Genomic DNA, 23,951 nt, shown 5'->3' with positions numbered 1-23,951 from the left:
CCCTTAGTGCGCCACGGCAGCCGCAGCCGCCTCGTCAATCAGGCGGCCGGTACGGAAACGGTCAATCGTGAAGGCCGCGTTGATCGGATGCGGCTCGTCCTTGGCAATGGTGTGCGCAAAGACATGCCCTGAGCCGGGCGTTGCCTTGAAGCCGCCGGTGCCCCAGCCGCAGTTCACATAAAGCCCGGGAACTGGTGTCTTGGACAGAATTGGGGAACGGTCGGGCGTGACATCAACAATACCGCCCCAATTCCGGAGCATGCGCATACGCCTGAAGTGCGGAAACAGTTCGCAGATCGCGTCGATCGTATGATTGCTTATGTGGATACCGCCCGTCTGCGAATAGGAAATGAATTGATCGGTTCCGGCGCCGATCACGAGCTCTCCCTTGTCTGACTGAGATATATACGCATGGATGGTGTTGGACATTACAACGCACGGGAAAGCCGGCTTTACCGGTTCAGAGACCAGGGCCTGTAGGGGGTAGGATTCGAGCGGAAGTCGAACGCCTGCCATTTCCATGACAACCGATGTGTGCCCTGCCGCGACGACGCCAACTTTCTTGGCTTTGATAAATCCCTTTGCTGTTTCCACGCCTTCAACCGCACCGTTTTGGTCACGTCGAATACCGGTTACTGCGCAGTTCTGAAGGATGTCGACACCAAGTGCATCCGCACCGCGTGCATAGCCCCAGGCAACGGCATCGTGCCGGGCGGTGCCGCCAACCCGCTGAAGCGCCGCACCCATCACCGGATAGCGGATGTTTTTGGATATATTGAGAGGCGGGCAGTATTCCTTGGCAGCTTCGGGCGACAGCCATTCATTTTGGACACCGGCCAACCGGTTTGCATGAATGTGTCTTTGGGAGACCTGCACATCGTGAACCGTGTGTGCCAGCATCATGACGCCGCGGGCTGAATACATCACGTTGTAGTTCAGTTCCTGCGACAAACCCTGCCATAGGTCAATTGCATGGTTATAGAGACCGGCGCTTTCTTCCCACAGATAGTTGGAACGCACGATTGTGGTGTTACGACCGGTATTTCCGCCACCAAGCCAGCCTTTTTCGACAACTGCGATGTTGCGAACACCATGTTCCTTGGCCAGGTAGTACGCAGTTGCAAGACCATGTCCACCAGCTCCGACAATGACGACGTCATATTCGGATTTGGGTTCCGGATTGCGCCACTGCCGGCCCCAGTTCTGATGCGCGGAAAAGGCGTTCTTTGCCAATTCCAGGAAGGAATAACGCTTCATAAAACAGCGGCTCCGCACGTTGCGGCCGACATGCCTGTTCAGGCAGATACCAGCCCATTGTTTCAAACGCTTAAGGGTCGCAAAGCCCAAATCGGCTCGACCCACCCGTTGAGGGGCATATTCGCGATTGCGCTCTCACTTGCGTATAAGGTTTCGGTCGCAAGCTTGTCAGAAAGCGACATAGGTGTCGCATGCCTTGTAAGCAATTGCGAGCGGTGCGCAAAAACCTTCAAGTTTCTTGCCTTAAAGCCCAAGTCTCTATCGCTTTCCATAATCGTTTTTCTGACTGTTGATGCGCAATCAAAACATCTGATGCCGCATCGGTCCTTGCAATTGGGGCCTTGGAAGGTAACTCTCGCTTCAAATTATTGAAGTTAGGGAGTGCCATTCATGGAAGTTCGCGCAGCAGTCGCCGTTGGGGCCGGTAAACCTCTTGAAGTCACAACTGTGAATCTGGAGGGACCGCGCGCCTTCGAAGTGTTGGTTGAAGTGAAAGCCACCGGTATTTGCCACACGGACGAGTTCACGCTGTCAGGCGCTGATCCGGAAGGCTTGTTTCCTGCCATCTTGGGCCATGAAGGGGCTGGCGTCGTTGTCGAGGTCGGGCCTGGTGTGACCACCTTGAAACCGGGTGATCATGTGATCCCGCTTTATACGCCCGAGTGCCGGAGTTGCGAATACTGCCTCAATCCGAAAACCAATCTTTGTCAGGCAATTCGTTCTACACAGGGGCAGGGCCTCATGCCTGACGGCTCGTCTCGCTTCAAGACGCTCGATGGTGATCCGATCCTTCACTATATGGGCACGTCCACATTCGCTAACTACACGGTTGTGCCAGAGATCGCGCTTGCGAAAATCCGCCCTGACGCACCATTCGACAAGGTTTGCTATATCGGCTGCGGTGTCACGACCGGTATCGGCGCGGTCATCAACACGGCAAAGGTGGAAATAGGCTCACGAGCAATTGTGTTCGGTCTGGGTGGCATCGGTCTAAATGTCATTCAAGGTCTTCGCCTTGCGGGTGCCGATCAGATTGTCGGTGTCGATCTGAACGCTGAGAAAAAGGAAATGGCGGAACGATTCGGAATGACCGATTTCGTTAATCCGAGCGAGGTCGAAGAAGATCTTGTTCCTTATCTCGTCAATCTCACCAAGGGTGGTGCGGATTATACATTCGATGCAACAGGCAACGTGCAGGTCATGCGAACGGCGCTGGAAGCTGCGCACAAAGGCTGGGGCGAAAGCATTATCATCGGGGTGGCTCCGGCGGGGGCTGAAATATCAACCCGTCCGTTCCAACTGGTCACAGGCCGTGTTTGGAAGGGAACCGCGTTTGGCGGTGCTCGCGGGCGAACCGATGTTCCGAAGATCGTTGATTGGTACATGGACGGAAAAATCGAAATCGATCCAATGATCACGCACACAATGCCGCTTGACGACATCAACAAGGGCTTTGACCTGATGCATGCAGGGGAATCTATTCGTTCAGTCGTGATCTATTGATCCACGAAAAACTGAAAGCGGGTGTTGGCGCAAACGTTTCCTGGAGTGAGCAGCCGACGGAAACACGGAGACCTGTCTCTGCAATGCCAACAGCTGCTTGCTCTACGCAAGATGTGTGACCGTTGCCTTCTGCCAGGTAGAAGGAACAAGTACGGATTTAAGTGTCTCGATGAAAACCATCTCTGAAAACAAGTCATTTGGCGGTGTGCAGGGCGTTTACAGCCACACGTCCGAAGCCACTGGCTGCGATATGACATTTGCTGTCTACATGCCACCTCAAGCTGAAAGAGGTCCTGTACCCTGTCTTTGGTATCTCTCCGGTCTGACCTGCACCCATGAAAATGCAATGACCAAGGCTGGCCTGCAGGCGCATGCTGCCGAATTTGGTCTGGCGATTGTTTTTCCTGATACCAGCCCACGTGGCGATGATATCGCAAACGACGATGCTTACGATCTGGGGCAGGGGGCCGGCTTTTATGTAAACGCAAGCGAAACGCCCTGGAGCCCGCATTTCCAGATGGAAAAATATGTGGCGAGCGAATTACGGGACCTGGTCACCGAGCAATTCGGGATTTCGGTACACCATGGGATCACCGGGCATTCCATGGGCGGACACGGGGCTCTCACACTGGCAATGAAATACCCAGGTCACTTCCAGTCCGTTTCAGCATTCTCACCGATTGCAAATCCGACGCAATCAGAATGGGGGCGCAAGCAGTTGGACGCATATCTTGGCTCTGATGAAAGTCTCTGGGCTGCGCACGACGCAACCTTACTGCTCAAAGACACCGGTTGGAACAGTGATGTTCTGATCGATCAAGGTGGGGAGGACCAGTTCTTCGACCTTTTGAAACCGGATGCGTTGGTCAAAGCCTTGGTGGAAACCAAAACGGCACATCAGTATCGCCTTCAGGCCGGCTACGATCACTCGTATTATTTCGTGTCGACATTTGCACGGGATCACGTGGCTTGGCATGCCGAAAGGCTGACCAGCTAGGTCAAACGGCTGGTTTTGTGCCTTTCGGCATTTCCTTTTGCAAGCTCTTGCGCAAATGGTGTGCGCTCAAATGACTTTGGCAGTCTGAGTTCTCCCAACATGTACCATTCTTCGATGTTCTCCAGCACAATGGGTTCGAAGATGTCGTTGAGAGCTTGGACTGTGCTTCGAATGTCGTAGGCTTCTTCAGTTCCGATCCGTTCGATCGGCGGCAGTATGACCAATTTAAAGCGGGCAGGGCCTAACCTTGTCAGGTAGACCGGTACGATGGTTCCGCCACAGGAATTGGCGATCTTTGTTGCAACGACGGCATTGCCCTTTTCGGGTGGCTTGCGACCAAAAAACGGCAGATGAATCTGGTTCTCGCGCACCTCATCGATGAAGATTGTCATGGAGAACAGGCCGCTTCCCATCAATCTGTGCAGACGGTACGCGCTTCGTTGACCTGGCGGAAACAGGTATTGATTGCGTTCCTTGCGGATTGCGTGAACGATCTTGTTTTTAAAGCGGTTGGGCTCGGGCTGAAATGGTCCGATGCTTGGTCCGGACAGACCCTCATGGATTGCAGCAAAGACGGCTTCCCAGGTCGAAAGGTGCACCGATGTGAAGATCAATGGTCCGCCATGAGAACGGGCGGCTTCGAGATTTTCCACTCCTTCAACCTGAATGCGAGAGTTTTTCCATAACTTATTGACAATGCAAAATTCAGAGATCGTTCTGCCAATATTGATCCACCAGCGTTTCAAGCCAACTTGCCGTTGCCCGTCATTGGTCCACCGTCCATCGGTCAGAGCCGAGAAATTCCGCGCAATTCGTTGTGAAAAGATTTTGTGTCGATAGACCCAGCGAGACAATGGAACGAGCGACTGCCCAAAGCGAGAAACAAAGCCCGGCGGACAATGCTTGAGACATGCGTGAAAAGCATTGTTGAGACAGCCGTCAAAGGTATGCCGGAACCAGTAGAGCCTTGCGGTGGACCGCAAATCCGCTCTAGCGGCCGCAACGTCGCCAAATCGTGGTGCTTCCGGTTCCTTGCCAAGCGTTTCCGAAAATGGAATGTCTTCCAGCCGGACGGGCTTCATCATGACGATCGCGGATGCAGCGTCATGGGCAGGTTTTCACCAGGGCGAAGTGTCAGCCTTGCAACGGGCTGAACGTCGACACCTTCCTGAAGGCTCAGCGAAAAGTGCTGAGCCAAAATCGCAAGGCTCAAAATGGCTTCGGTCATCCCAAACTGAAGGCCTGCGCAGATCCTCGGTCCGATGCTGAAGGGCACGTAGCCGTATTTGTTAGGCTTCTTGGCTTTCGGATCAATGAACCTGTCAGGATCAAACACATCCGGTTTCGACCAGAGAACAGGGCTCCGATGCATGAGCCAAGGAACAACCATGACCAGAGAACCCTTTGGAATAGGCTTGCCGCCAATGCTCGTGTCGGCCATTGCTTCGCGGGCAAGGATTGGAACCGGCGGATAAAGACGCAGCGTCTCCTCGATCACGGCCTTGGTATAGGGAAGGCTTGAAACATCCTGAAATGTCGGCGTGCGGCCAGCAAGAACAGTGTCGAGTTCCTTATGCAGCTTGTCTTGCACAGAAGGACATTGGGAGAGCAGATACCAGGCCCAGGCCAGTGTGTTTGCCGTCGTCTCGTGTCCCGCCATGAATATCACGGCAGCTTCACTGCGAATGGCGTCCCGGCTTAGCGGTTTTCCATCGTCGTCACGCGCTTCCAACAGGCCGCCGATGACGGAAGTTTCTCCTTTTTCCTTCAAAGCTTCGTAACTGTCGATGATTTCGTCCAACACGGACATGATGCGTTCGATCGGCTTTTTGATCGCCCGCCCGCGCCGCCGCGGAAGCCATTCGGGGAGCCCGAACAATGAGAAAAGATCAATCTGATCGATGTGCCGCTGATAATCCGAAAATCCTTGAACAACCTCGGATGCATAACTCTTGCCGAGCTGACGTCCGAATATGGTCCTGCAAATGATTTCAGCCGTGAGATGCGCCATATCGGCGAGAGCGTCGATTTGCGCGCCGTCACCGGCTTTTTTCCATTCGTCGGACTTTTCCGTGATCGTGTCGATCATGATCGGCGCGAAACCTTTGACGCGGGACCCGTGTATGATGGGTGCCACGATTTTTCGGCGTTTCTTCCAGGTTTCGGTATCGCTGATGAAAAGGCCATCGCCGAGAAGAGGCTCAAGAGCGTGTCGCATCTGCGGGCTCTTGCGCTGCAAGACTTCGTGATTGCTTTGAAACGCTTCCCTGACGACGTCAGGCCTATTGCACACGACCAACTCTCTTGTGAAAATCTTTTTGCTTCGCAGCCTCCCTTGAAAGTCTTCAACGCCCCAGATCGAGAGGAAATTCCGCTTGGCCATGCCAATAAGTTTCCAGACCGGCGGCATTTTTTCGAAACGGAGCGGGTAGGGCGGAACAAAGTCTTCGGCCTGCGTTGCCTTGTTGGAAGGGGCAGCCTTTTGTTGGGCAGTCAATTGAGCAGTGGCGGTCACAAAACAGTCCCGGTTTCAGTCATCTAAAGTGCAATAACTTAACTTGAGGCTTTTAATCAGTTGGGCTGAACACGTAAAGCGCTGAGCGCAAGCACAAGCCAACCGAAGAGGAGTGACATACCGCCGATTGGTGCTGCCATGTGAAACAATTTTTGTTCCATGAAAACACGCAATACAAGGTCTCCGCAGAACAACGAGAGACCGATGGCCATGAGCGCCACTGCTAAGGGTAGCAGCGGTGCTCTCCTGATCTGCGTCAATATGCCAGCGCCAAGAATGATGGGGGCATGTGCAAGGAGCATCTGTGCTGCTGTCTGCAGAAGACTGGATTTAGCCGGCATGGACACGGCTTCGGCGTGCGCGGCCAAAGCCAGACACGCGACGCCCAAGCCACCTGCAATTCCACTGAAGACCAGACACAACCGTAACAAAAACTTTGTTGGGCCTCCATCCCGGAAGAGTGATCGTTCCCTCATGTTGTCAGCAGCCAAACTGAATACAGTGCGAGGATATGTGTGTGTTGTCGGTCAAGCTGCGAATCCACGTTTTTCCAAAAGGGCGTCTATTTTGGGTGTCCGGCCCCTGAAGGCAACATAAGCATCGGCAGGGTCTTGTTTGCCGCCCGAGGAATAGATGAACGACAGAAGCTTCCGCGAGACTTCCGGATCAAAAATATCTCCCGTCTCCTTAAAAGCGTCGAATGCGTCCGCGTCCATGACCTCAGACCACATGTAGCTGTAGTAGCCTGCCGAGTATCCATCTCCCGAGAAGACGTGTTGGAAATGCGGAATGCGGTGCCGCATCGTTATCGCTCTTGGCATGCCGATTTTTGCAAGCCCGTCGGCTTCGAAGGACGAGGTTTCGACATCCTTTGGGTCTTCAACGAGATGGAGTTCAAGGTCCATCAGCGCAGATGCGGTATATTCAACTGTCGCAAAGCCTTGGTTGAAATTTGAAGCTGCCAATAGTTTGTCGAGAAGGTCCTTCGGCATTGCTTCACCGGTTTTGTAATGGACTGCGTATTTCGACAAGATTTCGGGCTCGGACAACCAGTGCTCGTAGAGTTGCGACGGCAATTCGACAAAATCTCGCGCGACGCTGGTTCCGGAAATCATCGGGTAGGTGACATCGGACAGCAGGCCGTGAAGGGCATGGCCGAATTCGTGGAAAAGTGTTCTGGCATCGTCAAAGGTGAGCAGAGATGCCTCATCCGCCGCACCTTTGGAAAAATTCATGACGTTGACGATGATGGGCGCAATGTCGCCACCGAGCTTTTGTTGCTTGCGGAACGCGCTCATCCAGGCACCGGATCGTTTCGTAGGACGCGCAAAATAGTCACCAAGAAACAATCCCGCATGCTTGCCGTTGCGATCCAACACTTCAAACACTCTGACGTCAGGATGATAGACCGGCAGTCCTGACAGCTCCCTGAAGGAAAGGCCGAACAATCGTTCCGCGGTCGCGAAAGCTGCCTGGATCATGTTTTCCAGTTGCAGATATGGTTTTAGAATCGCCTCATCGAGGTCGTGCTCGGCTTTGCGCACCTTCTCGGTATAAAAGCGCCAGTCCCATGCTTCTATTTCGTGATTGTTGCCCGTGCTTCGCGCCATTTCGGCCAGCTTTGCTTCCTCTTCGCGTGCCTGCGAAACAGCTGGTTCCCAGACCTTCGTCAGCAACTCACGGACATTTTCCGGTGTCTTTGCCATCGTGTCATCCAGTTTGAAGGCTGCAAAGTTTTCGTAGCCCAGCATGCGGGCTTTTTCCGCCCTCAATGCAAGCGTTTCCTTGATGATGTCCCGGTTGTCGGTCTGACCACCGTTCTCTCCGCGTGACGTCCATCCTTTGAAAGCCTCTTCACGAAGGCGTCTGTTGGTTGAAAACTGCAAGAACGGTTCGATTGAAGAGCGGGAAAGCGTGATGACGTGCTTGCCGTCGAGGCTTCTTTCCTTTGCCGCTTCTGCAGCTGCGTTCAACAGAAAGTCAGGTAAGCCTGCTCTGTCTTCCTCGCTCTCCAGGACGAGTTGAAAATCAGTTTCGTCTTTGAGAACATTTTGAGAGAACCCGGTTCCCAGTGTCGCCAACCGTTGAGAGATTTCGGCCATACGCTCCTTGCCGGGTTCATCCAGTCCGGCACCGGCTCTCTGGAACATCGTTCGATAACGTTCCAGAACTCTCGCGTCTTCGGCATTCAGGTCAAGTGTTGTCCGCTGATCCCAAAGTAAGGCGATTCGATTGTAAAGCTTAGCGTTCAAAAGGGTTTCAGAGCTGTGTTTGGCAAGCTTTGGAGCAACGTCGCGTTCGATGGCCTGAATGTCTTTGTTTGTGTGTGCACCGGTGAGGTTGAAAAACGTCTGAGCAACCCTTGTGAGGTCCTTGCCGGCCTGTTCCAGAGCAACAATCGTATTTTCGAATGTCGGAGGCGCCTCCTGATCGGCAATCGTTTTGACTTCGATTGTCGCTTGCGCCATTGCGTGATCGAAGGCCTCTTTGAAATGTTCGGGCTTGATGTCACCGAAAGGCGGCAGTTTGAATGGAGTGTTCCAATCGGCAATCAGCGGGTTATCGGTCATTGATTTCCTCAAAGGGGCAATTGGTGTGGCCTGATCGAGATATGGCGCAGAAAATGCAACCTTCCAAGTGTTTATCAGAGGAATAGAAGCTGATGCATCAGTCGTCCCGGCAGCATGGCAAAGACGCCAGCGACCAGAAGAGCGCCCGAATAGAGAACAATCACGGGCTTTCTATGCCGGGCAACTTCCTTGCGCCGAGCCTCTGTGACGCCAACGTAAAGTCCAACTAGTGCCGGTACAGATAGCAAATGAATGGGACTGAAGGATCCCCGTAGACGAATGTCATAGATAAGAAAGCCTGAAAGAGCCGTCCAATGCATGAGCGCGCACCACAGATGGCCAAGCTGTTTGGGACGCAGTGTGAGCTTGGGCGCGCAAGTTTGGACAGTGCCGATAGCAAAGGCAGCATTTGTAGCCAATGCATAACATCCAATGAGCCAACCTGCATCCAGAATGGGAGGGATGTTCAGCGTGAACAGGACTTACCACATGCTTCGTGACGCTCGCACAGGCCACTCTGCATCGTATTTCGTGCCATCGAATGAGTGCCTGATCTCCTGCATGATCTGGCCCGGAGTAGGCAACTGATCTTTGGGAATGCTGACATCAGGGTTCCAAAGATCCGCACGCATAATGGCCCGTGCACACTGGAAATAAACCGTTTCGATGGTCACAACAATCACCGACCGCGGTTGTTTGTTCGCCTTTTCAAAGGAAGCCAAAAGGGTGGCTTCAACCGAGATGGCGGCCTGTCCGTTTACGCGAAGTACATTGTTCCAACCGGGTATCATGAACATCAGCGAGATCCGGGGGTCGCGTATGATATTGCGAAGGGAATCGATGCGATTGTTGCCGCGGCGGTCAGGCAAATGCAGTGTTTTCTCATTCTCGACCCGAACAACACTTCCTTCATCTCCGCGCGGTGAACAATCCAGGCCTTCAGGACCACAGGTGGTCAGGGCGCAAAAGGGCGAGGCTTCGATGATCTGTCGGTAGGCCGGACTTAGGTGATCGATTTCTTTGATAGTTGATGCTTCTCCCACGGTTCCATAGTGCTCGTGAAGCGCGTCCAGAGACGTCAGAAGGGTCATCTTGAGGGTGTCCAGATAGGTAGATTCGAAAAATGCGGTGTGCGTGCGAACCTTATCGATTGAGTGCCTTTTCCGTCAAATGCCTGTTGTCAGTCCTGAACTTGGTTTTGCATCTAAAACTTTGGTCTAACTGATTGAGTAGATAAAGAGATTGACCATTACGTCAAAGTAATATTGCGGTGCCATATAGTTCTTTAGAAAACCGCTGGGTTTGCTAGGTGAAAACGATGCTGCAGTGCGATATATTTAGTGGTGCTTTCCAGTACTTTTCCGCGAATACTTCGAAAGTCTAATGACTTAACTGATGGGCACGCGTCGATAGTCGTATTGCTGACCGGTATTGGACTTTTCTACAGTTGCCACAGCTTGCAGTTTTGGCGCAGAGGATCCGGAACTCCGGACGGGGAACGGGCCAGGATTGCTTGCCGCTGTACAGCTATTCGCAGGCGTATCCGAGGTGGGTGCGCCGTGCCTTTCTGGGAGGAAAGTATGAGTTTTATTCGTAAACCGCTTAACCGCCGTTCTATCCTGCGCGCAGGCGCATTGGGTGGTGCTGCGTTGGCAACCCCGACCATTTTTACAAGCAGGGCTTGGTCCGCCGGCTATCTGAACGAGCCGACCGGTTCAACTGTCACACTTGGTTTCAACGTCCCGCAGACCGGCCCATATGCAGATGAGGGCGCGGATGAACTGCGGGCCTATCAGTTGGCCGTCGAGCATCTGAACGGTGAAGGTGATGGCGGAATGCTGTCCACGTTCTCGTCCAAGGCTCTTAAAGGCAATGGTATTCTTGGCAAAAAGGTGGAATTCGTCACCGGGGACACGCAGACCAAGTCTGATGCTGCTCGCGCGTCGGCGAAATCAATGATCGAAAAAGACGGCGCCATCATGATTACGGGTGGGTCCTCTTCCGGCGTGGCCGTTGCCGTTCAGGCACTGTGTCAGGAAGCTGGTGTTATTTTCATGGCTGGCCTGACCCACTCGAACGACACGACGGGTAAGGACAAGCGGGCAAACGGTTTCCGCCACTTCTTCAACTCCTACATGTCCGGCGCGGCACTGGCTCCGGTGTTGAAGAATGCCTATGGCGCTGACCGTAAGGCCTATCACCTGACGGCTGACTATAACTGGGGTTACACCACAGAACAGGCCGTGAAAGAATCGACCGAAGCTCTGGGTTGGGAAACGGTTGAAACCGTCAAAACACCATTGGCTGCGACCGATTTCTCCGCCTACATCACTCCGGTTCTTCAGTCCGATGCTGACGTGCTCGTGTTGAACCACTACGGCGGCAACATGGTGAACTCGCTGACCAACGCGGTTCAGTTCGGCCTTCGCGACAAACTCGTCAACGGAAAGAACTTTGAAATCATCGTTCCGTTGTATTCACGTCTGATGGCTAAAGGCGCGGGCGCGAACGTTAAAGGGATCTTCGGTTCCACAAACTGGCACTGGTCACTTCAGGATGAAGGCTCCAAGGCGTTCGTTAAATCCTTCGGCCAGAAATACGGCTTCCCACCAAGCCAGGCAGCACACACGACTTACGTGCAGGCGATTCTTTATGCCGATGCATGTGAGCGTGCTGGAACGTTCAATCCTTGCGGCGTTGTCGAAGCTCTGGAAGGCTTTGAGTTCGACGGCCTTGGAAACGGTAAAACTCTTTACCGTGCAGAAGACCATCAGTGCTTCAAAGACGTTCTCGTCGTGAAGGGTAAGGAAAACCCAACTTCAGAGTTCGACCTTCTTGAAATCGTCGAAGTTACTCCGGTTGAGCAGGTCACTTACGCACCTGATCATCCGCAGTTCGCGGGCGGTGCTCTCGGCACTTGTAACCCGGGCGCTTAATACACCTAAAACTGACAGGCAGGGCGGTGAACCGCCCTGCCTGATCCTTTAAACACCGCGCGGTTGGGGGCAGGTCCACACGCGCTTAGGATCCGAGCGAAGAGCGATGGACGCGATACTTCTTCAAATTCTGAACGGGCTCGACAAAGGCTCTGCCTATGCGCTGATTGCGCTGGGGCTGACACTGATTTTCGGCACACTTGGCGTGGTCAATTTTGCGCATGGTGCCCTTTTCATGATCGGGGCCTTCTGTGCTGTCACACTCAACCGTCTGCTGAGCCTTTCGTTCACGACCATCGATCCGGAAAGAACCGATTTTCTCGGTAATCCGCTGAAAGTGGAAACGCCCTACGTCGAAACCTGGTTCGGACCCGAAACCGGGGCTGCCATCATTGACTGGTCGGTACCACTGGCAATCCTCTTCTCCATACCGATCATGGCACTGGTCGGGCTGTTCATGGAACGGGGGCTGATCAAGTATTTCTACAAACGTCCGCACGCTGACCAGATCCTCGTGACCTTCGGTCTTGCGATCGTTCTTCAGGAAATCATCAAGTATTTCTATGGCGCAAACCCGATCCCAACTCCGGCTCCAGACGCCTTTTCTGGCAGCTTCGACTTCGGTGTCTTGCTCGGCCTCGATCCCAATCTGATCATTTATCCCTATTGGCGGATCGTCTATTTCCTCTTCGCTGCCGGTATCATCAGTGCTGTTTTTGCCTTTTTGCAGTTCACGACGTTCGGAATGGTTGTCAGGGCAGGGATGGCAGACCGTCAGACAGTTGGCCTTCTGGGGATCAATATCGATAAGCGCTTTACTTTCATGTTTGCGCTGGCTGCGGTTGTCGCCGGCCTTGCGGGCGTCATGTACGCCCCGATCAATTCGCCCAACTACCACATGGGCATGGACTTCCTGGTCCTGAGTTTTGTCGTGGTTGTTGTCGGAGGCATGGGGTCGCTGCCTGGCGCTGTTCTGGCTGGTTTCCTCCTCGGCATTCTGGAGAGCTTTGCGTCAATGGCTCAGGTCGTCGCGCTGCTGCCAGGCATCAACCAGATCATCATCTATCTCGTCGCCATCGTAATCCTTCTGACCCGTCCTCGCGGTCTGATGGGGCGCAAAGGCGTCATGGAGAGCTAAGTCATGTTGGGATTGAATAAAAAAGACACCTACATGTTCCTGCTTGTCCTGGCTCTCGTGGTTTTTGCACCTTTCTTGCTGAACCCGTTTCCAGAGAACTCGGAACTGGCCCAATTTAATGCCGGGTATCCGGATCTGATGCAGCGTTTCCTGATCTTCGGGATCTTCGCAATCGGCTTCAACATTCTCTTCGGTCTGACCGGCTATCTCAGCTTTGGCCATGCAGCATTCCTCGGCGTCGGCTCTTATGCTGGTGTGTGGATGATGAAACTGCTCACGATGAACGTCATTCCGGCAATCTTCATGTCGGTTGTCTTTGCCGGTCTGTTCTCTTTGCTGGTTGGTTACATCTCGCTTCGGCGTTCAGGGATCTATTTCTCGATCTTGACGCTGGCATTCGCGCAGATGTCGTTCTCGTTGGCTTATTCCGTGTTGACGCCGATTACGAACGGCGAAACCGGCCTCCAGCTGGCGCTGGACGACCCCCGGGTCATTGGCGTCAGTCAGGTCGACGGCTCTATTCCGCCTGCGAACTTTTTCGGTATGCCGATGCGGGAAAGCTTCGAAATGTCGATGGGTGGATGGCTCTTCACATTCAACGCTGGTTATTACCTGTGCGCCGTGGTCATGATGATTGCCTTCTACATCGCAATCCGGATCTTCCGTTCTCCGTTTGGCATGATGCTGCGAGCGGTGAAGTCCAACCAACAACGGATGAATTTCACCGGTTTGAACAGCAAGCCTTACACTCTGGCAGCGTTCGTGATTTCAGGCATGTATGCAGGATTGGCCGGCGGTTTGATGGTCGCGATGGATCCACTCGCAGGCGCAGAACGCATGCAATGGACGGCCTCGGGTGAAGTTGTACTTATGACGATCCTGGGAGGCGCAGGTACCCTGATCGGGCCCGTACTTGGAGCCGGTTTCATCAAGTATTGTGAAAACATCTTCTCCAAGATCAACGACAACATCCTCTATGACTGGTTTGCAGCGTTGCCGGACGGACTGGCAGATGCTCTGGTGTTCATCATCCATCCGTTCATTGGTAAGGGCTGGCACCTGACCCTCGGCATCATGTTCATGCTGATCGTGATTTTTCTGCCGGGTGGCATCATGGAAGGCATGGAGCGGATCGGACGTCTTTTCAAGCGGCGCAAGCCGCCTTCCCAAGACAAGTCTGCGCCTCAGGCATCCGCAGCCCCTGCAGAATAAGGTGAACTGATATGGAAATCCTACGCGTCGAGGGTGTGAACAAGTCGTTCGGCGGACTGCGGGCCCTCAACAATGTGAACTTCTCTGTTGAAGAAGGGACGGTTCACGCCATTATCGGCCCGAATGGAGCCGGCAAGTCGACCTTTCTGAACTGTATGATTGGCCGGCTGGCCCCGGACACCGGAACCGTGATGTTCGGCGACATATCACTAACCGGTATGAAGCCTCACGAAATCAATCAGATCGGAGTTTCACGTGTTTTTCAGACGCCGGAAATTTTCGATGATCTGACTTTGCTTGAAAACATCATGATCCCGGCGCTGGCAAAGCGCGACGGCGAATTTGCCCTTCATGCATTCGCCCGCGTCGATCAGGACGCGGAAATTCATGACAGGGCGATGCACATGCTTGAAGATGTCGGCCTTGAAGACAAAAGGGCAGTGACTGCGAGTTCGTTGTCACGCGGTGACAAACGCCGCCTGGAATTGGCGATGTGTCTTTCCCAGGATCCAAAGCTACTTCTGCTTGACGAGCCGACAGCGGGTATGTCACGCGCAGACACCAACAACACCATTGATCTTCTCAAACGCATCGGCGACCGCGGCATCACCAAGGTAGTGATCGAGCACGACATGCACGTTGTGTTTTCGCTCGCAGAAAAGGTAACTGTACTTGCTCAGGGCACTATTATTGCTGAAGGCAAGCCAGAAGACATCAAGGGCGATCCGCGCGTTCAGGAAGCCTATCTCGGAGGAGCGCATCTGTGACCCTACTTGACGATCAGTTTGCCGGAAAACAAGCGCCTGGCATCAAGCCCAAGAAGGCGACAGGTGCTGCACCGGCATATTTCTCTGCGTGGGACTTGCACGCCTATTACGGTGAGAGCTACATCGTGCAAGGTGTGGGGTTTGATGTCCGCGAAGGCGAGATCCTGGCGCTTCTCGGCCGCAACGGTGCCGGAAAAACGTCTACACTGCGGACAATTGCCCGCATGGACGATCCACAACTGACCCATGGCGAGGTTTGGCTCGATCATAAACCGCTGCACGAAATGAAAAGCTTTGAGGCAGCACGTTGTGGTGTCGGGCTTGTGCCGGAAGATCGGCGCATCATTCCCGGTTTGACCGTTCAGGAAAATCTGGAACTGTCCCAGATCGCCGAACCCAAAGGTTGGTCTATCGAGCGCATTTACGAACACTTCCCGCGTCTGGCCGAGCGGCGGTCGCAGGAGGCCGTAACAATGTCGGGCGGTGAGCAGCAAATGCTTGCTGTGGCCCGTATTCTTGCCCGGGACATCAAGTTGCTGCTTCTTGATGAACCTTACGAAGGGTTGGCGCCGGTGATCGTTCAGGAGATTGAGCGGATCCTGGAGGGCGTGAAAGAGCTTGGCATGACGACCATTATCGTCGAGCAAAACGCAATTGCGGCTCTTCACCTTGCAGACCGTGCCGTCATTCTTGATATGGGCGAAGTGGTGTTCGACGGGTCTGCACAGGAAGTGCTCGACAACGCAGAACTGCGACAGGAATACCTCGCCATTTAATGGCAACATCATCGAACTGCCAAACCGGCGCTTTGCGCCGGTTTTTTTGTATGAAGATTAGCCACTCGGCCTTGCGTATTGCAGCTGACATTGCGAGCAGCCTATAGTCGACTGCTGTTTCCAATCTCTGGTCCCGGGGGCGTGACCTTGCTGAAGTCCGAAATGCCAAGTCTGGCCGGGTTTCTCCTTTTTGCTGCATTTGCGTATCTGGGAGGTTTCTTGAAACCCGACGACATCGGCGTTGGTCCGTCGCTGTTGCTGCTGGCTCTGATCTTTGTCGTGGTCATGTGGTGCGCGTTTTCTGTTGTACGGCATGCCGAATGCCTTGCCACGTTGCTGGGAGAGCCCTACGGAACACTCATACTGACCCTGGCTGTTATCGGCATTGAGGTGGCCCTTATCGTCGCGATCATGTTGTCGGGCGATGCGGCGCCGACCATGGCTCGAGACACAATGTTCTCGGTCGTGATGATCGTTATGAACGGATTGATAGGGATTTGCCTTCTGGTGGGCGGATTGCAACACAAGAACCAGTCCTACAATCTTGAAGGCGCGAAGGCGTTTTTGTCGGTTCTTGTTCCACTTGCCATATTTGCGCTTGTCCTGCCACGCTTTACGCACTCGGCTCCGGGCGGCGAGCTTTCTCCGCTCCAGGCAGGGTTTGAGGTGGTCATGTCATTGATGTTGTATGGCGTGTTTCTGGCGATCCAGACCGTCACTCACAGCGACATTTTTCGTCAACCGGACGCATTAGAGGATGGTGATCACGGCCATCATGGGATCGTGGTTCGCTCGATGCCGTTTCATATCGTCGGTCTTCTAGGGGCTTTGCTGCCGATTATCTTGCTGTCCAAGAAGCTGGCGCTCTATGTCGAATTCGGGATTGACGGCCTTGGTGCACCAATCGCGCTGAGCGGATTTATTGTTGCTGCCCTCGTGTTGATGCCGGAAGGCCTAAGTGCACTACAGGCGGCAAAAGAGAACATGCTGCAAAGAGCAGTCAATATCTGTCTCGGCTCTGCTGTGGCGACCATCGGACTGACTGTCCCCGCGGTTCTTTTTGTCGGCTACTACACTGGTCACACCGTCGAGCTCGGCCTGGAGTCGGCCGAAATCGTACTCCTCTCACTGACACTGTTCGTCAGCTTGCTGACATTCGGCAGTCGAACCACCAACTATCTACTCGGGGCGGTTCATCTTGCGCTCTTTGCAGCATATGTGATGATGATCTTCGATTTATCGTGAGAGTATTCTGCTTTTGTCTTTGAAAAGATAGTTCTTGGTCCGGGTCGGCGAATATGTTTTGTTCCTCTAGGTATTAACCACACTATTGATTGACAACAGATGCTGCTGCTGAACGAAGACCAGACGCGTGATGCGCTTCCATTTCCGGATTTGATAGACGCCCTTGCAGAGATTTTTCGAACCGGGTGCAAGATGCCGACCAGGCATCATCACGACATGGAAATACCGGGTGAGCCTGATGCGACTCTCTTGCTGATGCCAGCCTGGCTGCCGGGCAAATATGCAGGGGTGAAAGTCGCGACCGTTGTTCCGGGTAACTCCGAGCGGTCGCTGCCTGCGGTTTCCGCACAGTATCTGCTTTCCGATGCAGGGACGGGTGAAATGCTGGCCCTGATCGATGGTGGTGAGCTCACCGCGCGTCGAACGGCGGCTGCTTCCGCGTTGGCAGCGCGCTATCTGGCACGTTCAGACGCACGTCACCTGCTTTTGCTTGGGACGGGACGGCTTGTTCCCAATTTGATCGCAGCTCACATGGCCATCCGCTCGATAGAGGAAGTTACGATCTGGGGGCGCTCGAAGGCGAAAGCGAGTGAGCTTGCAACGGAACTGCAATCAACCTTTCCCATCAGGATAAACGCAGCAGATAGTCTGACTGAAGCGCTTGGGCAGGCTGATATCATCAGTGCGGCAACCCTTTCTTCAGAACCCTTGATAAAGGGAAAGGCCCTGAAACCCGGCGCGCATGTTGATCTGGTCGGGGCTTTCAAGCCAACCATGCGGGAAAGCGATGACGATCTAATCAAAAGAGCGGAAATTTTTGTCGACACAAGGGACGGGTGTTTGACTGAAGGTGGCGACATTGTCCAACCGCTCAAGGCCGGACTGATATCGCGTGATGACATTCGTGCGGATCTTTATGATCTTTGTAGAACCGATCATCCGGGTCGGCAATCAGACGACGCGATCACGATGTTCAAATCGGTTGGCGCGGCATTGGAAGATTTGGCCGGCGCCATGCTTGCCTATCGAAATGTCGAGCACTGAGTTCGGGCTCAATGCTCCAAGAGACTATTAGCCAAGTTCGAAGGTGGTTATTCCGAACATTTGGTCCAATGGCAGCTCCGGCGCTTTTCCCCGATACATCCGAAAGGTTTCGAATTCTGGAGACAACTCGTATTTTTCCGCGAGCAGAAGAGCAGCAGCATTCGGTTCGGGCGTATCCAGTATGACGAGTTGTCCTTTAACCTGGCCTGCCAGAGCCCTGAACAAAGTGTCCGCAATCTCCGGTGTATCAGCGAACAGAGGACCGATTTTGAAGCCTTCGTGGCATTGACGGATAACGCCATAGCCCATCACGATACCGTCTTCCACAAAAGCGAAACCTATTCGAGTCTCGCTCATGGGATCTGTCCAGCGCTTCAGAAAGTCTTCGCGTTCGGCCGGAAAAAAGCGTTGGTCGTAGTCCCGGATCGATGAAAAAACACCACGACCGAGAGGTGCAATACGCGGATCCATGGGAGTGTCACAAGTGGATGTCCCTATTTGGCGGATGTTCCGGTAGATGGATTTGAACCCGTGTTCTGCGTAGCTTGCGGTCTGTTCATTGACAGCATCAAGCCCTATTACGCGGGCACCCAGATATGACACTGCATGATGCCAGATTTGATGGCCGTAGCCTTTTGTCCTGAATTCACGTTTGCAAATGTAAAGGCCAATAAAACCATACCCGGTTCCGTATCGAACGCCGGAGATAACGTTGACGAGCTTGCCGTCGATTTCGCCAACGAAATAGCCAGTCGGGTCTGCGGAAAAGAACGCCGGTCCGTCTTCCAAGCCAGGGTTCCAGCCTTCCTCCATGGCCATTGTGAGGGGGATTTGGATCTCGTTTTCGGTCAATTGGCGGACTTGGAGTTCAGTGGTCATGGAAAATCCGGATGTCCTTATTTGTGATTTGTCACAACCTAGAATGACTCGGTTTGAATGAAAATCATCAGGTCAACAATTGAAATGGAAAAATGAAAACTGCTTTTGCACCCAAGGCTTGGCTTGCTTCCGAGCGGCAAGTGTGCATCACTTTACGCAAGGGCATACAGTCGTGGGGCGCTGATCGTATCGGCAAGATCGATCTCCTTGTGAGGTTTGTCACAGTCTGACATCTGCTTGAGCGCTAAAGTATCGTCGAGGTTACAGCGCTGAGGACGTAATGCAAAATCGGAAATCGCATCCAATCGTGCTCCGGTCCGCCGGACCAAAAGCTCCAAAACCACTTGCCAGGCTTCGCAGGGCTGTTCGGATCGGATTGATCAGCCTTCCGCTTGGGCTTGCTTTGCCCGGGCAATACGCACTTGCTGCACCTACGCCCGAAGATGGCCGAAGGGTTGCGCTGGTCATCGGCAACCAGGACTATGAGTATGTCGAGCCGCTGGTGAACCCGATCAATGACACGCTCGCAATTTCAAAGGTGCTGCGTGAGGCCGATTTCGATGTCACGATCGGCAAGAATCTCAACAAGAAAGAGCTTGAGAAAGTCGTTCGGAGGTTTCTGCGTGAGCTGAAAGACGGCGATACGGCGCTGTTTTACTATTCCGGCCACGCGCTTCAGGTTGGCGAATCCAACTTCATTTTGCCGATCGATGCAAAACTCACTTCCGAATATGATTTGGAGTTTGAGAGTCTGAAGGTTTCGCATCTGCTAGATTACATGAAGGCGGCTTCAAGCCTGCAAATCGTGATGCTGGATGCCTGCCGTGACAATCCGTTTGAAATCGGTAGCCTGTTTTGGGGTGAAGAGGAGTATTCCCTCGGCAAGACGCGTGGGCTTAGGCGTATTCCCAACAAGCTTGGCGCATTCATTTCATACGCAACGCGTCCCGGTCAGGTTGCCTTTGACGGCGAGGGGCCCATGAGCCCTTTCACCACGTCTGTGGTTGGGCATGCCCTCAATCCCGCTCTGGAGATCAAGGATCTCATGACCAAGGTGCGGGATGAGGTCGTCAAAAAGACCGGTGGCCAGCAGATCCCTTACGAGGATTCTACGCTTGTCACGAATTTCTACTTCGTACCGCCAAAGCCGGAGCCCATCGTAACGGCGCATCACCGGGTAACGGTTTCTGCGGGCAAGGAGGCGGTTCCGTTGAGGATACCGGAACCAGTGCAACCCGAAGGCGGTAGTCTGCAGGCGACCTTGACACTCTCTCCAGAGAAGGGCGAATTGCGATTGCCTGGTGGCGCAGTCGTGTCTGAAGGAGACGTTATTGGCGCATCTGAATTGGCCAGTCTGGAATTTGTGCCCGCGCAGTCTGGTGCAGGTGACGTTGAACTGATCGGATATGAGGTCAAAGACCAGTGGGGCGGCACAGCCAACGCAATTGCCTCCATTACGGTTGCCCAGGCGATAGAGCCCGTAGACGACAATAAGGACCAGGAAGAACGCGCCGAGCGTCTGCGGGACTTGTTGGCCTGGCTGACGGATCAGGCAACGTCCGGTGCCGTCGATGCGGATATCGGAGTTGGACCGGTTAACATCTATCCGGAAGCCCCGGCAGATGGTCTGCCGGCAACCAGCGATTGGTTGAAAGTCGTTTCCGTTGATCCGGACCTGCAGCTTTCATCAGAAGGAAGGCTCCTTCAAAGCGGTGACAGATTTCCCGTTTCAGCCCTGCCAACGCTGACCGTGCGCCCACAGATTGGCAGTGAGACCGAGGCCGGAAAGTTTTCCTTAGAACTTCCTGCCGCCACCGGTCAGGCGACAACAATCACTCAGATTGTTCAACCGCGTGTCACTCAGTGCGATCAGTTGGCGACACAACCTTTCGATCTGCAGGCCGTTACAGAGGGCCGATTGGCCAACGATCTGGATCCGGATGCGGTGGACAAAGCCTGCGCCGCCGCGATGGCATCCTATCCTGAATTCGGTCGGTTTGTATTCCAGCGCGGGCGCGGCGCATTTGCTGCCGGAAACCTTGAACAGGCGAGCGCTTATTTTGAGCAGGCCTATCAAATGGGCCACGTACGAGCAGGCCAGGTTCTTGGACGCATGTATTATCTTGGTGCCGGTATTGACCGAAACCGGGAAAAGGCGGTCGAGCTCTATCGCAAGGCTGCGGAACGTGGTGATGCCTATGCGCTTCATTCTCTCGGCATGGCCGAGATCAGAGGCGAAGGAACAGCCCAGAATGAAGAAGCTGGACTGGAAAAACTTCTGCAGTCCGTGGAAGCCGGGCATACTTTTTCATACAACGCTATCGGCGGATTTTATCTACGCGGCCAGCACGTTGGCGAAAATGTTGACAGGGCTGTCTACTATTACAACAGATCTGCATCTCGAGATGACATCTACGGCTTCCTGAACATGGGGACCCTTTACCGAGACGGAAAAGGTGTTCCGCAGGACTTTGAAGCCTCTCTCGGGTGGTTCATGAAGGCGCACGACGGCGGTCACCCGGCAGCAGGCACTGCAATTGGGCTTCTTTACTTCAACGGCCAAGGCGTTGAAAAAAGTCCGGAGGAGGCGACCAAGTGGTTCCGGGAAAGTGCCCAACGTGGCGATGCCTGGGGTGCATTCAATACCGCTTTCATGCTTGGCAAGCTGTCCGGTGAGGCTGCCGCACGCGATCGCATCAGGATGCTTGCCATGGCAGTTGCAGTCGATCCTTCGTCGCAGGCAGCAGACAAAGCCAATGGATCGCTAAAAGATGCGGACAAGAGGTTGAAAGCCAAAGTTTTGCAGCAAGCATTGACGGATTTGGGTTTTGAACCTGGGCCCGTGGATGGTCAGCCAGGCAGGAAAACCCGAGAAGCGCTGGCAGAATTTTTTGAGGCGAGTGGTCGTGAGCCTGTTCAGGGTGACGAGGCCGTCATTTCATTGGTCAAGCATCAGTGGGAACAGAGCCGTCCACGCTACGATCTCTTTTAAATTTTCGATTTTCCCGAACCTGTTCGGGAAGGTCTTTGGGTTGATCGACGTTTTTGAGTTGGAGCATTCGGTCAGTTTTGCCGGAGTAAAATTTCCGGGGGCTAAGGAGAAAGACAATGAATTCACTACTGCGTTTAATACCTCTGGCTGGGATGGCCGCGTTTCTGGTCGCGGGCTGCCAGACGCAGCAGAACCCAAATCCAAACGCTGTTGCACAACCAGCTGCAGCTAACGCCTCCACTACAACAAGATCGACCACGCGTCCGGTCGTTGATCCCATCAACGATCCGTCACTTCGCGACAGTTCCAACGACAACGGTGGCGGCGGCGGTGGAAACGATAGCGGTGGCGGAAACGATAGCGGCGGCGGCAATGACAGTCCTGGCGGCGGCGGCGGCGGCTCTTGGGGCTAACGCGGTCCATTCGCGAGTTTGACATGAGATCAGCGATCCGACATTTGGGCCGGTTGGGGTTCCAACACATGGCCGCAGCTATGCTCTGTCTGTTTGCACTTGCTGCAACAGCTTCAGCAGGCGAATGGCGGGCGCTGGTAATCGGCATTGATGCCTATCGTCACGTTTCACCGCTCAAGGGAGCGGTGAACGACGCCAAGGACATTGCCGAAACGCTGACAGCCGCAGGCGTTCAGGATCTGACGACGCTTTTCGATGATGAAGCGTCGCGTGTCGCCATTCTCACAGCCTGGCAGGAATTGGTTGCCCGTTCCGGACCCGATGATGTGCTGGTGTTGTCTTATGCAGGCCACGGTGCTCAGGAAGCGGAGTGGCTCGCGGGCTCTGAAGAGGATGGGCTGGACGAGGTCTTTTTGCTCGCCGGCTTTGACGTTGCTGCACCTGGCAATGGTGAGCGTCTCAGGGACGACGACATCGCGGCAATGTTGCGAGCTGCCGGCCAGCGCAGCGTCATGGTGATCGCAGATAGCTGCCACTCCGGCACAATGACCCGCTCGATTGACCCGCGTGTCACACGGCTCGGGACAAGACTTATCGGTTTGCCGCCATTCGAGAACGACGTTTTGCGCTCTGCACCTGTCCATCCCGTGCTGGCGAAGGCCAATTCTGAAGATCTTCAGGAACTTCCGAATGTCATCTATGTTGGGGCGACTGTAGACGGACAAGTCATTCCTGAATTGATGATTGGCGGCGAACCGCGAGGAGCTTTGAGCTGGGCTTTCGCACGCGGCGTTGAAGGACGCGCCGATCTGGACCGGGATGGCGGCATTTCGATGGCCGAGTTGAGCCGGTTCTTGCAGGAGACGGTTCGTGTGGCTACCGAAGGCAGGCAGTCACCCAGCCTCAGTGTTGGCGGGGACAGCCGTGCAGCTGTACTGCCGCGCGTGGAAGATACCTTTCTGGACGGCCGCGTATACGAGCTGACACTGTCAGCCAGCGCCGATGCCGCACGTCCGATCCTAGAGAACCTGACAACGCTGCACTCTGGCAGACTGAAGATTGCCGGCAGTGAAAATGCGGATCTTTTCTGGGATGTGGAAGAAGGAGACGTTCTGACCAAGTTTGGCGACATTGTTCTTCGCGGTCAGGCACAGAATGCAGATCGATTTGCTGATGTGGTCACCAAATGGGTCTTGCTGTCCGATCTTTATGCGCTTTCAAGGGATGTTCAACCCATTGAAGGAAAACTGCAGCCTTCCGTCGGTCATATTCCGGAAGGAGCCGCGTTCAAGGTCGGGCTGACGTCAGACCAAAGTGGTTACATGACGGTTTTCGCTCTGGAAGCCGATGGGACCTTGAGGTTGCTGGCGCCGGACAAGAGAGCCGATCCTTTGGGCAAGGATACGCTTCTCGATGCCGACAAACCCTATGGCCTCAACTTGCGCGCAGCTTTGCCCTTTGGTGCAGATCACATTGTTCTGGTTCGCTCGAACAAACCAATGGTGCAACTTGTCGGCGTTTTGTCCGCGCTCGATGGAAAGGCACTCAGTCCCGAGCTCCTGCCAAGTCTCCTGAAGCTGATCAGGACTGCTGCAAGCGGTATCGGGATCGCGGGTGTCTATACCCAGCCTGCTGGATAAATGCGTGCCATTTACACGGTGTTTGCTTGTCTGGGCTCGAAAAACTCCTTTGTGTGACCATAGCCAC

At 54.1% G+C, this 23,951-nt stretch carries 20 protein-coding genes; 12 read left to right on the top strand and 8 right to left on the bottom strand.

Features of this window, described 5'->3' with window-relative positions; genetic code table 11:
• Window positions 1-3: 3 nt before the first annotated feature.
• Entirely contained in the window at window positions 4-1,257 is a 1,254-nt protein-coding gene (locus ACZ1HV_RS03490) for a sarcosine oxidase subunit beta family protein (protein WP_298820794.1), read from the bottom strand.
• A gap of 390 nt (window positions 1,258-1,647) precedes the next feature.
• Between ACZ1HV_RS03490 and ACZ1HV_RS03485 the strand changes: the two genes are divergently transcribed.
• On the top strand, window positions 1,648-2,760 hold the full coding sequence (locus ACZ1HV_RS03485; protein ID WP_298820792.1) for an S-(hydroxymethyl)glutathione dehydrogenase/class III alcohol dehydrogenase: 1,113 nt from the start codon (window positions 1,648-1,650) through the stop codon (window positions 2,758-2,760).
• Between the two features lie 169 nt (window positions 2,761-2,929).
• A complete protein-coding gene (fghA, locus tag ACZ1HV_RS03480) occupies window positions 2,930-3,757 on the top strand; it encodes an S-formylglutathione hydrolase (RefSeq protein ID WP_472717327.1) in 828 nt (275 codons plus the stop codon).
• Here the strand turns inward: fghA and ACZ1HV_RS03475 are convergent.
• The 6 genes from ACZ1HV_RS03475 to ACZ1HV_RS03450 all read right to left on the bottom strand — a co-directional run bounded on the left by ACZ1HV_RS03475 (window position 3,754) and on the right by ACZ1HV_RS03450 (window position 9,933).
• Window positions 3,754-4,842: a lysophospholipid acyltransferase family protein gene (locus tag ACZ1HV_RS03475; RefSeq protein WP_472717326.1), complete on the bottom strand. Its 1,089-nt coding sequence runs from the start codon at window positions 4,840-4,842 to the stop codon at window positions 3,754-3,756. The two genes, fghA and ACZ1HV_RS03475, sit on opposite strands and share 4 nt — an antisense overlap.
• Window positions 4,839-6,272 (bottom strand): cytochrome P450, encoded by a 1,434-nt coding sequence (locus ACZ1HV_RS03470; protein ID WP_472717325.1) that lies wholly within the window; start codon window positions 6,270-6,272, stop codon window positions 4,839-4,841. The genes ACZ1HV_RS03475 and ACZ1HV_RS03470 overlap by 4 nt, the downstream gene beginning before the upstream one ends.
• Before the next feature lie 56 nt (window positions 6,273-6,328).
• Window positions 6,329-6,748, bottom strand: coding sequence for a DUF423 domain-containing protein (locus ACZ1HV_RS03465; RefSeq protein ID WP_472717324.1), 420 nt, complete (start codon window positions 6,746-6,748; stop codon window positions 6,329-6,331).
• A 51-nt stretch (window positions 6,749-6,799) separates the two neighbouring features.
• Window positions 6,800-8,842 (bottom strand): M3 family metallopeptidase, encoded by a 2,043-nt coding sequence (locus ACZ1HV_RS03460; RefSeq protein WP_472717323.1) that lies wholly within the window; start codon window positions 8,840-8,842, stop codon window positions 6,800-6,802.
• Window positions 8,843-8,916: 74 nt separating this feature from the next.
• Window positions 8,917-9,261, bottom strand: coding sequence for a DUF2306 domain-containing protein (locus ACZ1HV_RS03455; protein ID WP_472717322.1), 345 nt, complete (start codon window positions 9,259-9,261; stop codon window positions 8,917-8,919).
• A gap of 63 nt (window positions 9,262-9,324) precedes the next feature.
• Complete coding sequence (locus ACZ1HV_RS03450) at window positions 9,325-9,933, bottom strand: pyridoxamine 5'-phosphate oxidase family protein (RefSeq protein ID WP_472717321.1); 609 nt, start codon at window positions 9,931-9,933, stop codon at window positions 9,325-9,327.
• A 489-nt stretch (window positions 9,934-10,422) separates the two neighbouring features.
• On the opposite strand from ACZ1HV_RS03450, the gene ACZ1HV_RS03445 reads away from it, so the two are divergent.
• The 7 genes from ACZ1HV_RS03445 to lhpI all read left to right on the top strand — a co-directional run bounded on the left by ACZ1HV_RS03445 (window position 10,423) and on the right by lhpI (window position 17,960).
• Window positions 10,423-11,778, top strand: coding sequence for a substrate-binding protein (locus ACZ1HV_RS03445; protein WP_298820777.1), 1,356 nt, complete (start codon window positions 10,423-10,425; stop codon window positions 11,776-11,778).
• Window positions 11,779-11,884: 106 nt separating this feature from the next.
• On the top strand, window positions 11,885-12,916 hold the full coding sequence (locus ACZ1HV_RS03440) for a branched-chain amino acid ABC transporter permease (protein ID WP_298820774.1): 1,032 nt from the start codon (window positions 11,885-11,887) through the stop codon (window positions 12,914-12,916).
• 3 nt (window positions 12,917-12,919) lie between these two features.
• Window positions 12,920-14,128, top strand: a complete 1,209-nt coding sequence (locus tag ACZ1HV_RS03435; RefSeq protein WP_298820772.1) for a branched-chain amino acid ABC transporter permease — start codon at window positions 12,920-12,922, stop codon at window positions 14,126-14,128.
• A gap of 11 nt (window positions 14,129-14,139) precedes the next feature.
• Window positions 14,140-14,895, top strand: coding sequence for an ABC transporter ATP-binding protein (locus ACZ1HV_RS03430; RefSeq protein WP_298820770.1), 756 nt, complete (start codon window positions 14,140-14,142; stop codon window positions 14,893-14,895).
• On the top strand, window positions 14,892-15,671 hold the full coding sequence (locus ACZ1HV_RS03425) for an ABC transporter ATP-binding protein (protein ID WP_298820768.1): 780 nt from the start codon (window positions 14,892-14,894) through the stop codon (window positions 15,669-15,671). The genes ACZ1HV_RS03430 and ACZ1HV_RS03425 overlap by 4 nt, the downstream gene beginning before the upstream one ends.
• A 141-nt stretch (window positions 15,672-15,812) precedes the next feature.
• Window positions 15,813-16,916, top strand: a complete 1,104-nt coding sequence (locus ACZ1HV_RS03420) for a calcium:cation antiporter (RefSeq protein WP_298965187.1) — start codon at window positions 15,813-15,815, stop codon at window positions 16,914-16,916.
• Window positions 16,917-17,015: 99 nt separating this feature from the next.
• Window positions 17,016-17,960, top strand: a complete 945-nt coding sequence (gene lhpI / locus ACZ1HV_RS03415; RefSeq protein ID WP_472717320.1) for a bifunctional Delta(1)-pyrroline-2-carboxylate/Delta(1)-piperideine-2-carboxylate reductase — start codon at window positions 17,016-17,018, stop codon at window positions 17,958-17,960.
• 27 nt (window positions 17,961-17,987) lie between these two features.
• Here the strand turns inward: lhpI and ACZ1HV_RS03410 are convergent, their stop codons facing one another.
• Window positions 17,988-18,839: a GNAT family N-acetyltransferase gene (locus ACZ1HV_RS03410; protein ID WP_472717319.1), complete on the bottom strand. Its 852-nt coding sequence runs from the start codon at window positions 18,837-18,839 to the stop codon at window positions 17,988-17,990.
• A 280-nt stretch (window positions 18,840-19,119) separates the two neighbouring features.
• On the opposite strand from ACZ1HV_RS03410, the gene ACZ1HV_RS03405 reads away from it, so the two are divergent.
• From ACZ1HV_RS03405 to ACZ1HV_RS03395, 3 genes are all read left to right on the top strand, one after another.
• Window positions 19,120-21,831, top strand: a complete 2,712-nt coding sequence (locus tag ACZ1HV_RS03405; protein ID WP_472717318.1) for a caspase family protein — start codon at window positions 19,120-19,122, stop codon at window positions 21,829-21,831.
• 116 nt (window positions 21,832-21,947) lie between these two features.
• Window positions 21,948-22,244 (top strand): hypothetical protein, encoded by a 297-nt coding sequence (locus ACZ1HV_RS03400; protein WP_298965179.1) that lies wholly within the window; start codon window positions 21,948-21,950, stop codon window positions 22,242-22,244.
• 68 nt (window positions 22,245-22,312) lie between these two features.
• Window positions 22,313-23,884: a caspase family protein gene (locus tag ACZ1HV_RS03395; RefSeq protein WP_472717317.1), complete on the top strand. Its 1,572-nt coding sequence runs from the start codon at window positions 22,313-22,315 to the stop codon at window positions 23,882-23,884.
• Window positions 23,885-23,951: the final 67 nt, after the last annotated feature.

It is taken from the genome of Roseibium sp. JB4-4 (genome assembly GCF_055693425.1).
This window is presented reverse-complemented; position numbering and strand designations above follow the sequence as displayed.